This is a genomic window from Shewanella sp. Koi 1 (assembly GCF_052907445.1).
Window position 1 is genome coordinate 1,729,521 of record NZ_JBREJM010000001.1, and the last position, 13,061, is coordinate 1,742,581.

Here is a 13,061-nt window from a genome sequence, read left to right on the forward strand (position 1 = left end):
TAAAGCGCGGTGAGTGTTCGTTGGCAATAAAAAAGCCCGCAGTGCGGGCTTTTGATTATCAATAAACGCAGATTAGAGCTTGTAACTCATGCTCAACATCAGCATTTGTGCAGTGTAGTCATGGCTGTTGCTGCCAAAGCCTACGACGTTCCAAATGCCATCAACGGCGATATCGTTAGCTGCGTCATTGTCCTTATAGTTCTCAATTTTGTAATCGAAGCGTAGCGCGAGTTTCTCGGTCGCTTGATATTGAGCATATAAGTTAATGTTATGGACTTTGGCAAAATAGTCGCCATAGTCGCCGGTGATACCTTGTCTGACTTGAGTGTTACTGTCGGAGTCTGAGTAAGTGTAATCCAGACCTAGGCGTAACTTGTTCTCCAGCAGATTGTTGTAGCTGATGCCTGCGCCAACCACATCCACTTTGTCTTCAATAAAGCCAGTCCAAGTTGGGTTGCTGTAATTGCTGCTACCCGCTTGTTCTGATTCTATGGTTTGGTGGTTGTAGAAGGCCGTTGCCAGTAAGTCAGCGGTGATCATATAGCTGATATTGGCATCGTAACTGGTGTCTTTTGACTCAGTTAAGCCAATCACAGTATCGGTATAATCATCCAGCGCATAACGGGCACCGAAGTCTATGGTCAGGCTTTCGAGTGGCGTGTGAGTGATGCGTGCTTCGATTTGGGTTCTGTCACGGTCAGCCAGATTGTACTTACGTAACAGGCTGTTGGTTTCAGAAGAGGTCCATTCAGACGCTTGGTATTGTGAGCCGTCACGGTTGCCGTAACTGCCTTTTACCCACATGTCCCACATGTCGAAACTATTGACGCGCAAACGGGCCCAAACGGTGTTTTCATCTGTGCTTTCACGGTCTTGATATTCACGTTCGTCACGCTTGAAGTCATAACCACCATCGAGCTTAATGCCGTGGGTAATACGATAATCCGCCGCCACTTTAAAGCGCTGTGTGCGGTTATCGTAAGGGGTGTTATAGGCCACCTTACCACTGACATTGTTAATGCTGATCTGAGTCCACTCTTCGATTGGGGTATTGTTGTCACGATCGTAATAATCGTAACTACCGGTCAAGCGAAGGGAGTTGCTGACCTTGCTCACGACTTTGAGGTTCATGCCCAGCAGATCGACTTTGGCGTCTACCGCATCCGTTGGCAGTTGATAACCGTAACCAGAGGTCACCAGTGACTGATCTTGGCTCATTTGTCCGGTTAAAATACGGCCAGACAGTGAGTTACTGCCATCGTTATACTGACCCATCAGCGACACTGTGTGTGACTGGTTATCAGGATCGAGTGCAATGGCACCAGTCGTTTGCGCACCAAAGGTGGGGTTGAAGGCACTGTCAAAGTTCAGCTGGTTGTATTCATTTTTGAAAATTGAACCATTGTAACTGAGCGCAGTGAACCAACGATCGCCTTTGAGTTTCACGCCCGCTTCTATGGTGTCAGTGGTGTAATCCACGGGTTCTGCCAACATCATAGATTGGTTGAAGAAGCTACCAGAGGTTTGTTTTAAACCGGTTTTTTCTTCACGCATGTAGTTCACATAGGTGCTCCACAGCGATTCACCCTGATATTCGAACCCAAGGCCCGCGCGTTCACGTTTCAGTGATAACTCGAGGCTGTTGAGGCTGTCCATCAACAGTGGCATTTGGCTGCTCGAACCTGCAGTGACCCAGTTATCGGGTAAGGTCAGGTTATTGCCGCCGATACCAGAATAGGGCGAGAGGGCACTATTGCTATCGTAGGTGGCAATTTGGCGGTAGTTCAGATTGATATTGTACTGGCCTTGTTTGCCCGCATTTACATCTAAACGTCCGCCGTCCATTCCCAGCTGATAGGCTTCAACACTGGCGCGGTAACCTTTTTCACCACGGTAGGCAAGGTCTGCATCGAACTTACCCGCAACTTCGTTTTTAGAACCAAAGGCATTGGCAGAGCGAATGTCCTCTTCGCCATTGTAACCTACGCTGACACCGACAGTGCCAGATACGCCCGTTTCAACCACGCAGCCTTTACAGCTCCATGCGGCGAATTTCACTTTGTCGGTATTGGCATTGGCGAGGCCATAACCATCGGCAGCTACGGCGAAGCCTGTGTTGGCTAATAACGCTAGAGTGATCAAATTGAGTTTGAATTTCATCTTCTCGTCTCCTTAGCGCTGTAATAGCTTGCCAGATGGATGGTTAGAACCATGGACCTGACTATGGCAATTTAAGCAGCTTCTTCCACCCGTAAAGGCATTGTCACCGACATTTGAACCTAAACCAGTGTTACCTAAGTAGGCATTGCTGGCGTGGCCATCGCTGGCGTGACATTGCTGACACAGCTGCGGCGCACGGGTTTTCAGCATGGCATCGTTCACGCTGCCATGGGGATTATGACAAGTGACACAGTTTTCAGTAACGGGTGCATGCTCCCAGAGTTTTGGGCCGCGCTTCTCGGCGTGACAGGAATAACAAGTTTCGTTAATGCTTGGCTTGTTCAGGTCAGAATCTGTCATGCTCCCATGGGGATTGTGACAGTCGCTACAGGTCATTTGTGCCCATTTGAGTGGGTGACTTGAGCGTTTGTTCATATCCGCTTTTTGCTTAGTGTGGCAGCTTGTACAGACGTCCATCTCAGTGTTTTTAGATAACACAGGGTCTTTCGCGACGTGTACTTGGTGGCACGAGGCACAAGCAACATCGGCATTGTCATGGTGACCGCCATTCCAAGACATACGCTTATCGTCTTGGTGACAGCTCATACATACGCTGTTTTGCTTGTCGGCACTTAAGGTCGATTGCTTACCAAAAGTGATCATCGGCTCGTTGCCGCCCTTGTTGTGTTGACCCATAGGTCCGTGGCAAGCCTCACATTGTAGGCCAGCCATTGGGCTCTTAGTGGAGTCAATGGCGCCGTGGACACCTTTGAAAAGGTCCATCACTTTTTCGGATTTTTTATGGCACATCAAGCAAGAGTCGGCGCCTTTTGGTGAGTAGTTGCCTTCGGCAAACTTCTTATCTAAGGTCGCTTCGACTTGCTCTGGCGTCATTTTTTCATCCCACTTGGAGGCGTGAGCACTCGGTGCGATGGCAAATGCCATGACCGCTGACATCATCAATGCCGGCAGTAGGTTTTTCATTTTGTGGCTGTTCTTCATAATAGGCTTCCCAATTTGTCCCAACAAAATTCAAGAAAGGGGGAGCGAACTCCCCCTGCTTGGGCAAATTACATTTTCACTTGAGTGTGATCTGCAACTGTTGGGGTATGGCAGTAGAAACAGGTTTCTGACTGTGCCGCTTGGTTGGCTTGAGTATAATCACCGTTCACAATCGCACCCATATTTTCTAAGCCGTGACCAATAGATTCTGGCGCGTGGCATGAAGTACAAGTTGCTGTGATTGGGGTGGTGTATTTACCGGCAGAAGTGGCCAGTGCACCCTTCACTTTGAACGCGTCTAAGTTGAAGTCGTTGTGGCACTGAGTACATTCTTTGATAACGCCTTGCTCACCGTGAACTACGTGCAGTTTCATTTCGAAACCACCTTTCTTGGCACCGCTTGCATAGGTACCATCAGGGGTATGACAGGCCACACAGGCATCCACACCGACGATTGGCTTACCGTTGGCGTCTTTGGCATGTGAAACTTGTTCTGTCATCACAAAGCCTGAGTGGTGACCTTTGTGTAGCTCGAAGGTATCACTGTGACAGTTTTGACAAGTGCTGAAGTTCACTGAGTTCACATGGCGCATGCTAGGTGCATTGCCTGATTTAGTACCGAAGACTAAGTCGGCTTTCATGCTGGTGGTTGTGCTATCAGCAGTACAAGCCGTCAGCGTGGTGCCAGTGTTACACATTTCCAGACCGATAAAGGTAAAGGCGGTATCAGTATCGCCAGCACCAAATGGCAGTGCAGGGGTAGTAAATACCAGTTTACCGTCAACTAAGGTCACACCATCTTGCAGTGCACCATCTTTAACGAGGTCTTTGGCTATCTTCGCAGCACCGCTACCTGGGCTCTTGTTGTAGCCCATGATTGGGAAGTTAGGACCGACGTTCGTGATCGTTTCTAAACGTTTGATCTTATCTTGTACGCTTGCAGCATCGATGGCATTACCGTCTTTATCTAAGATAGATACGGTTAATACCGCAGTATTGTCTTCTTGACCCGCGAGTGTTGCAGACATACCTAACTGAGCCATGACAGCTTTCTTCTCAGCGGTTTTGCCTGTGTGTAACTCGGCGGTCCAATTGCTGTTGTGACAAGCGATACAGTTAGAGTTATCTAACTGCTGAGAGTGGCCTTTGCCTGCGGCAAAATCAACGGCAGTATGGCAGCTACCACAGGTTGCGGCGGTTGGAATACGTGACCAGTTGCCCCAATCAGGTGCGGCTTCGGTTTCAACGTGACAGCTTTGGCAGCTTTCTAACGAACCTAAGGTGAGGTCTTTATGTTTAGCGTGGACTAACACGTTAAATTCTTTACCTACACCCACTTTGCCAGAAGTGTGGCAAGTCGCGCAGTAGTTCACATCTGAGTAAGCGCCGCCGTGTTTCACATTGGCTAAGTCTTGGTGACAAGCATTACAGCTTTCTGTGGCGACGACTTTGCGGCTGTAACCCGGTGTTGCACCTGTGTCAGCGGTAAAATCAACATAAGCGTTGCTATTAGGGACTTGTGTGCCATCTGGTAATGGCGTGTTGTAAGCTCGGATCAGAACACGTTGCGCTAACTGATCGTTGTAGGTGATCTTAGCGTTGGCGCTAAGGTTCATCTTGAAGGTGTAGCTGTAGTGGCCGTTCTTCATGTCCAAGAAGGTACCGGGACAAGTAGATGCCACATCACAGGTCTCATCACCGAAGTATTGCCACTGAGAGGCATTACCGGCACCTGTTGCACCCTGTGGAATCAGCTGAGCTGCAGCAAAGCGCATTTTCTGCAGACCAACAACGGGTAAATCGTCTTCGTTAGTGACGGTGAATTCCACACTTGGGATACCGTTAGTCACTACTGATTTGTTGAATGTAAAATTGAGTTTTTGAATGGCTGGAGCTGGCTCGCCACCGGGTTCACCGGGTTTACCATCGTTACCATCACTTCCACCACAGCCGGTTAAGGCCACAGTGACAGCACTTGCTGCGAGCAGCAGTGCGATTTTTGATTTTTGTGCGTTCATCATTTTTTTCCCTGCATAGGTTTGGCATTACTTAAGCGCTTGTCTTCTTCGCCCGACAGATTCTTTGTCTGTGCTTTGGTCTCGAAGGCGACTTAAGTGGATGCTGGAAATAGAATTCCCCAAGGAAAGGCTAACCTAACATGCCCCTAAAATCTTCAAGGCCTTTGCTAATGTGTGACTTGGATCTTTCTATTTCTAAAGAGGTAGTTAAACCACAGGGGAAAAACAAATTTAGATCAAAAAAACGGCAGATAGTGAGGTGGAAAATAAAAAAGAGAGAGGGGTTACCTCTCTCTTTTTGTCCAGTCTCTTTAATCGCTAAAGAGGTGGTTTACTTAGTTACCGTGTGCTTCGCGTAACTGAGTTGGAGTATGGCAAGTTGCACAGCTTTCAGACGCACGGGTTTGAACATCCGCAGCACTGGTACCATTTAAGATACCGCCGTTAGCTTCAATGTGAGACTTAGCCGCATCAGACAGATACTTCTGGTGACAGCTTAAACATGCACCCGCATCTGAAGATACCCAAATATCAGCGCCACCGTTGGTGATGTCGCCATAGCGCCATACACGCTCAGGAGCACGTCCTAGGGTGATACCTTTATCAGTGTGACAGGTTGAACAATCGGTCTTAAGTACAGTACCTGATTGAACGCCCGCATACTTGAGGTAATGGCCTTCACGTTCGTGCGCTTTCCAAGCAAAGCTGGTTGGGATCTTGCCGCCTGGATAGGCTGTATCTGACTTTAGGGTCTTATCCGATGTATGACAAGTTTGGCAGTTTACGCCGTTGTCATAGTGGTGGATTTCTTGATTGTGACAGCCTTGGCACTTAGTTGGGTCGATGATTTCACGACGTGTCTTAGCTGTTGCTGCGCTATCTACACCAGTGTCTTTCCAAACGAAGTGGTAAGGGGCTTCTTTCACTGGCACTTTACGCACGTTCGCTACACTACAATCGGTTGGAACGATTTCGGCAACACCGTAACCACCATTGTTGAAACACACTTCTAATGTTGACCAGAGTTCAAAGGTCTTACCGTTAGCATCCGCTGGCAGGTTGAACTTAGTGCCAGTTAACGTATAGGTTTTGGTCGCTTCGTTGTAAGTGCCTTCACTCAGTGCGATACGACGGTTGCTGTAAGAGGCATCAGCATAGCTTGGGTAATCTTTATCAGAATCCCATGCCACTACAACGCGTGAGCCTTGGTTTACAAGTGCTTTATCGATAGCGTTGCCATCTTTATCAACCACTTGAACATCAAAGGTAATCTTACCTGTGTCATTCACACCCACATTGCTGAACTTGATGCCCATTGCTTGAGTATCAGAATAGGCTTTCAGTACATCACCATGACGCCTAGCCGCGCTGCCAGTACCGCCGTATGGTTCGGTCGCATTGTGGCAAGACATACAATCTGTGCTGCTGTGGTGTGAAGATGGTTTTTCGGTATGACAAGCAATACAAGCTTGATTGCTTAAATCGGCTTTGAAGAGGTCGGCATTCGCAGGCGCTCCCGCACCTTCAACGTGACATGCAGAGCAATCGGCGGCAGGTTTCAATGGGAAGCCTACTTTACCGTAGTCGTGTAATGAACCACCGTAACCGACAATCTTGTAAGGCGCTGGAACTTCTGCACCTGTCTCATCGAAGGTATGACGCTCACCACCTTTGTGGATAGCGTGGATCATGTAAGTGAATTCAATGCTATTGCCTGATTCTGGGTCGCCAGAAGTTGCAGTATGGCAAGAGGCACAGTTTTCAAGATCAATACGACGACCACCATGCAGCTCTAAGCTTTCTGGTTGGTGACAGGTATAACAGGCTTGGATAGAAACCACATTGCGGGTTTGAATACCTTCAGTCTTACCTGTAGACGGTTGCCAATCGAAATGGGCGTTGGCCACAACCTGTGGTAAATCCAGCTCCATTGTGGCGCGTTGAGTCGCATCGGCACTGTAAGTGACTGTGAGTGGCTCAGTTACATTGGCAATGTTGGCCTGATAGGTGTAGCTATAGCTACCGTCACCGTGGTCAACTAAGCAAGTGTCGCATTTATTTGCCGCTTCCACGTTGGCTTGGTATTGGGCCGATGGATTTAGGTTATCGACACCTGATGGAACTGTACCAGGCTCTTTTTTGGCATTGATATAGGCTTGCCATTGATAGCCGCGATCCGCTGGTTTAGCTGGATCGTCCGTTGCTTCAGTCACATGGGTGAGCTGAGCAATACCGAATCGTAAATCGTGATCTTTCGTTAAGCCGAGTACGGCCACACCATTGGCATTTTCCAATGTAAAATCAACGGTGACTTTGCCAGCATCAACAGTGGCATTTGTGAATTTCGCTTTTAACGTTGAGGTTGAGTCGATATTAACACCAACAACGCCTGGTTTACCGTCTTCACCATCTTTACCATCACTGCCACCACAACCAGTGAGAAGAAGTGAAAGTAAACCGGCACCCAACATCGCTTTTGTTGCGGTATTGAAATTGAACCGTTTCATCATGATATTTCCCTGCAATAGTTTTAATCATCATTAAGCGCTTAGCAAATAAGAATAAATCTCATTAACCGCATTTAATGTGTGGAATTAGATCCCACCTGTAAGGCTAACTAAGTCATTGGTATTTATCAGTCACTTTAAGCGGGTAATGTGATTGAGATCTGACTATTTCTTTAGGGGTAGATGACTGCATAGTATGAGTTCCTTTTATATTTGCAGTAGCAGGCCTTTTCGGCCTGCATCATAGGGTTATTTAATAGGGTGCACTTTTAAAACGTCGGCGACAGCGCCTTGTCCGTGGCAGAAAGCACAGGTTTCTGTGACTGCGGTGGCGTCGGCTTTTGTTCCCGCAAATACCGCGCCTTGCTGCATCATATGGTTGCGGGTGGTATCACTTGAGTGACAGTTACTGCACACCGCAGCTATTGGGCTGGTAAAGGTACCGTTGTTCAGTGCAAGTGGTTGAACTGCTGCGTTTAAGGGCAGGGCAACCGTTGAAACTCCCGCAGCATCTTTGATATGGCATTGAGCACAATTACCGATTTTGCCTGGGTAGTTGAGGTCTTCAAAACCAGCAAATTGGCTGGTATGGATCCCATGGATTAACTGCTTAAAGTCAAAGGAGGTAATGGAGGGATTTGCCGCTGTCGCATCGGCCTGCATATTCGGGTTGTGGCAAAGTTGGCATTGGCCCGCTAAATCGTTGCGTGCGCCATGAATATTCAGTTGTTGATCGCCGTGGCAGCTAGCACAGTTGGCATTGCTAATGACTTCACGTCTGCCGGTGGTACTTAAGGCTGACATATTAAAGTAACTATGGCTTGCCTTGATAACCAGAACTTCGGCAAGTTCAGTGCTGCAATCCACTAATACTTTATCTTTGGCGCAAACTCGGCCTTGAATCGCTAAGCCGCCGTGGTCCGATTCAGTTCCTGCCGGAATCGTGAGACCCGAAATGGTATAAGTGTAAGTGCCGTTGCTGCCAGAGACCGGTGTGGACTCAGGGAGACGAATAGAGCGCGCGGAGCGGGTACTGTAATCGAAACTGGTTCCCCAGTTAGCATAGACCCTTAGGTCACTGATAAATTTGAGCTTATCTGCACTATCACTGTATACAGTGCCAGTTGATGGATTGTTTAGCGTCACGGCAACTGTCACTGTGCCATTGGCATCCATGCTTGCGCTGCTGATGCTCGGACTAAACTGGGCTAACGCGGCTGTTTGGTCTTCATTACCGTGTACGCTGGCGGTCCAATCGGCATTATGGCAGGCAACGCAATTGCTATTATCTGCTTGCGCAGGATGGCCTTGGCCCGCAGGGAAGTTAATTTGGGTATGGCAGGCACCACAGGCTTCCATGGTGGGGACTCTATGCCAGTTTTGAGCTTCGGCTAAATCAGGATTATCAACGTGGCAAGTCTGGCAATTACTGATGGATTGAGGGAAACCCGCTAAGTGTTTGCTGTGGATCATTTGCGGGAAAATATCCGCAGGATCACTGACTTTTTTACTGTTATGGCAAGTTACGCAGGTTTCAACTTGGTTGTAACGGCCACCATGGAAAGCCAAATTACTGTGACAGCTATTACAGGTTTCAATAGTGATTAAGTTACGGGTGTAAGCGAGGGCATTACCCGAGGTTTGCCAATCGTAGTGTTGATTGGTAATAGGGAGCGCCGTGCCATCGGCTAGTGCATCGCCGCCCAGTTTGATGACGACTCGCTGGGTGGCATCGTTAAGGAATGTCACACCATTCATGCCATTAAATGCGGTACTAAAACGATAACTGTAATGGCCGTTTTTATGGTCGACAAACGTGCCAGGGCAAGAAGCGGCGCACGTTTCAGAGGTAAAATGTTGCCACTCACTGCTATTACCCGCACCTGTCGCACCCTGAGGCAGTAATTGCGCTGCAATGAAGGTGGCCGAGGGAATACCGACTACGGCTTCATCATCTTGGTTGCTCACCTGATAATCGACTTGAGCAATGCCGTCGGTCACGGCGACTTTATCGACCATGATGTTTAGGCTAGTGATCGTCATCGCGGGTGGTTTACCTGGCTCACCGGGTGAGCCATCGTTACCGTCACTGCCACCACAGGCGGTAAGTAGGGTGGTTAAGGCCAGCAACAGACTGAATTGTGTGCTAAATCTTGCAAACTTGTTCATATTTCTATCCTTGGAATACGCTGTCAGTGCCTAAGTTACATTTGGTAGCTTAAGGTCAAACCTAAGTAATGAGCATTGTAGTCGTGGCTGATATCGCCAAAACTGAGCACATTGGGGACTGTGTCCCAAGTGGTGTTTTGGTTTTGCCAGTTTGCATCTTGATATTTCTCGAACAACCAATCGAAGCGTAACGACATACTGTCGGCCAGCTTATATTTGGCGTAGGCGTTAATATTGTGCTTACGACTGTAATAGTCGCCGTAGGGACTGTTGATACCGTAGGTGACTTCGGTGTCGCTTTGGCCATCGGAGTAGCTGTAGTCCAAGCCAAGATCTAAACGATTATCCAACAGGTTTTGATAGGCGATACCCGCGCCGATCAGGGTCGATTTATCTTCAGATGTGCTGTACCAATCTGGGGTTGAGAAACGATTGCTTCCGGCCTGATCGGAATCGCGCCAGTCTTGGTTGAGATAGGCATTAACACTTAAATTATCGCTAATCAAATATTGTGTGGAGACGTCATAGCCAAGGTAAGAGACTTGGGTGAGCCCGACCAAGGTATGGTCATAATCATCGTCGATGCTGTGTAAACTCGCCCCAACAGATAAGCCAATATCACTTTGATAATCTGTGTGTAGGGTGATTTTTTGACGTTTTCTGTCCGCGAGATAGGATTTACGCAGCCAAGGGTTGCTTGGACTTTGGGTGCTGGTCACAGGATTGTATTCACTGCCATTGCGTTCTAACGCTTCTCCCTTTAACCAAGCAGACCAAGCGGGCGAATAACGGTAGCTGAGTTTGGCAAACAGCCCTGATTCGTCAACGGATTGCCTGTCTAGTTCAGAATAGATGACTTCATCACGACTATATCCCGCCTCAGCATAGGCCGACGGGGTTAAGCGGTATTTTCCTTTAAGGTCGAATTGTTTGCTGCGTTTATCGTAGAGGCGATTTTGTTCTGCGCCTTGATGAAAGCTGTCGGTCACGACCTGTGGGAAATCCAGTTGAGCCGTTTTGTTTTCCCTGTCTTGATAGTTATAACTGGCTTGAACACTCAAATCCTGTGTGATGCGTCCTGAATACTTAAGCACCATATCTAGGATGTCCACTTGGGCATCTAAATTATCGGTTGGCAGTACAGGGGAGGGGCCATTAATGGTCGCGGGAAGAAAAGCCTCATCCTGTGACATTTTGCTGATACCCGCGTGCATAAGGATGTTATGGCCATTTTGGCCACCACTGGCCTCGGCTGCGATCCGATAGGCCTTGTTATCTGGGTCGACGGCATTTTGCCCAAAGTAGGCCGCACCAAATGTGGGCGTATAGGCCGATTGCCATAGCAGTGCCTGATGGTCATTCTTGTATTGGCTTATCTGGCTGTTAATGCCTGCTTGCCAGCCTGCGCCGCCAAAATAGACTCTGGCATCGATTTCATCTGTGCTGTCATCGATTGGCTGCGCCAACATCACACTGTTAGTGAGAATATTTGCGCTGGTCTTTTTCGCACCACTGCGGTTTTCATGTTGGTAGTTTACCGAGGCTTTGTAGCGGCTGCTCGATGAGATATGGCCAGCATAGTAGCCGCCGAGGTTGAATCTATCCCGCGTAATGCTTAAGTCCTGCTCGATTAAACTCGATTGCAGTAACGGCATCGATTGGGTCGTAGCTCCCTCTACCCAATTATCAGGCAAGAGCATCTTATCGTTATCGGTGAGATAAGGGCTTTTTAGCTGATTGTATTGATAATTGGCGAGACCTTTATAACCCAATTGGATTTGATAGTGCCCGGGTTGGCCTGTGGTGAGCTTGGCTGAGCCCGTGTCAAATCCCAATTTATCGGCCTCTAGCCGGGTTTGGTAACCACTCTCTGCCTGATATTGCATATCGGCGCCCACGGCACCGACCATGCCATCTTTATCCGTGCCAGTGCGATTACCAAAACGGCTGTCTTCACCGTCATTGTAGGCGAGGGTGGCGCTGACGTTGCCTTGGCGCCCTGTTTTGGGCTGGCATTGCTTGCAGCTCCATGCCTCACTTTTTACGCCACTGCGATTCGCTTTTTGGATTTCATATCCTTCTGCATGGGCTGTGTTGAGTACGCCACTAATCGCCCAAGCCAGTAATGTGAGTGAGAAACAAGCTTTAGGAGTCGATATGTTCATTATTTGCATGATCATTCCCTTGTTATCTCTGGAGCAACTTGCCGGATGGATGGTTTGAACCATGCACTTGTCCATGGCAATTCATACAGGAATTACCCGAGGTGAAGGCATTAGTTTGATTACCAAAGTAAGCATTACTGCTGTGGCCATCGGAGGCGTGGCACTGTTGGCATAACTGTGGCGGTTTGCTAATAAGCATGGATTCGTTGACGCTGCCATGGGGGTTATGGCAGTTCGCGCAATTGTCGGTGACTGGCGCATGTTCCCACAATTTTGGACCGCGTTTTTCAGCGTGGCAGCTGTAACAGTTTTCGTTGACGCTCATTTGTTTCAGACTGGCGTCATTTAAACTGCCATGGGGATTGTGGCAATCGCTACAGACCATTTGTTGCCATTGCAATGGATGGGATGAGCGTTTGTGCATATCCGCTTTTTGTTGAGTGTGGCATTGGGTGCAAATCGCCACTTCGTTGGCTTTGTCGCTAATAGGGTCTTTTGCTAGGTGTACTTGGTGACAGCTACTGCAGGGAATATCGGCATTGTCATGGTGATTGCCTTTCCACGCGATGCGTTGATCGTCGTTATGGCAACTCATGCAGACACTGTTTTGTTTTTGCGCGGGAACGGGGGAATTCTGGCCGAAGGTGATCATCGGCTCTTTGCCGCCCTTGTTATGATTACCGAGTGGGCCGTGGCAAGCTTCACACTGTAAGTCGGCCATGGGGGAATCTTTGACATTAGGATTACCATGTACACCATCAAAAATGGCCATCACAGTGGCACTTTTTTTATGGCACATTAGGCAAGTGTCAGCCCCTTTGGCCGAGTACTTACCTTCGGCAAATTTTTTGTCCAAAGTCGCGACGACCTCCTCAGGTGGCTTGTCATCCCAAGGTGTCGCTAACGTTGAAAGGCTGAGTATCGATAACATCACAACAAGCATAACCTGAGTTATGCTTTTGAACTTTAACCCAATATCCATGTTCATCTATTCCCGAGTGCGTTTTATTTGTTATTTTTCAAGCTTTCGACATCACTAA

7 protein-coding genes are annotated in these 13,061 nt (G+C 48.3%); all 7 read right to left on the reverse strand.

Annotated features, from left to right (window positions below; translation table 11 throughout):
- Positions 1–72: 72 nt before the first annotated feature.
- Complete coding sequence (locus ACUZ8J_RS07580; RefSeq protein ID WP_446693498.1) at positions 73–2,160, reverse strand: MtrB/PioB family decaheme-associated outer membrane protein; 2,088 nt, start codon at positions 2,158–2,160, stop codon at positions 73–75.
- A 12-nt stretch (positions 2,161–2,172) separates the two neighbouring features.
- Positions 2,173–3,162: a decaheme c-type cytochrome MtrA gene (mtrA, locus tag ACUZ8J_RS07585; protein ID WP_011623263.1), complete on the reverse strand. Its 990-nt coding sequence runs from the start codon at positions 3,160–3,162 to the stop codon at positions 2,173–2,175.
- A gap of 68 nt (positions 3,163–3,230) precedes the next feature.
- On the reverse strand, positions 3,231–5,183 hold the full coding sequence (locus ACUZ8J_RS07590) for a multiheme c-type cytochrome (RefSeq protein WP_446693499.1): 1,953 nt from the start codon (positions 5,181–5,183) through the stop codon (positions 3,231–3,233).
- Between the two features lie 332 nt (positions 5,184–5,515).
- Positions 5,516–7,690, reverse strand: a complete 2,175-nt coding sequence (locus ACUZ8J_RS07595) for an OmcA/MtrC family decaheme c-type cytochrome (RefSeq protein WP_446693500.1) — start codon at positions 7,688–7,690, stop codon at positions 5,516–5,518.
- Positions 7,691–7,936: 246 nt separating this feature from the next.
- On the reverse strand, positions 7,937–9,856 hold the full coding sequence (locus ACUZ8J_RS07600) for an OmcA/MtrC family decaheme c-type cytochrome (RefSeq protein ID WP_446693501.1): 1,920 nt from the start codon (positions 9,854–9,856) through the stop codon (positions 7,937–7,939).
- A 35-nt stretch (positions 9,857–9,891) separates the two neighbouring features.
- The gene (locus tag ACUZ8J_RS07605; RefSeq protein ID WP_446693502.1) at positions 9,892–12,030 is read right to left on the reverse strand and encodes an MtrB/PioB family decaheme-associated outer membrane protein; all 2,139 of its coding nucleotides are present in this window, start codon (positions 12,028–12,030) and stop codon (positions 9,892–9,894) included.
- 13 nt (positions 12,031–12,043) lie between these two features.
- Positions 12,044–13,009 (reverse strand): DmsE family decaheme c-type cytochrome, encoded by a 966-nt coding sequence (locus ACUZ8J_RS07610; protein WP_446693503.1) that lies wholly within the window; start codon positions 13,007–13,009, stop codon positions 12,044–12,046.
- Between the last annotated feature and the right edge of the window lie 52 nt (positions 13,010–13,061).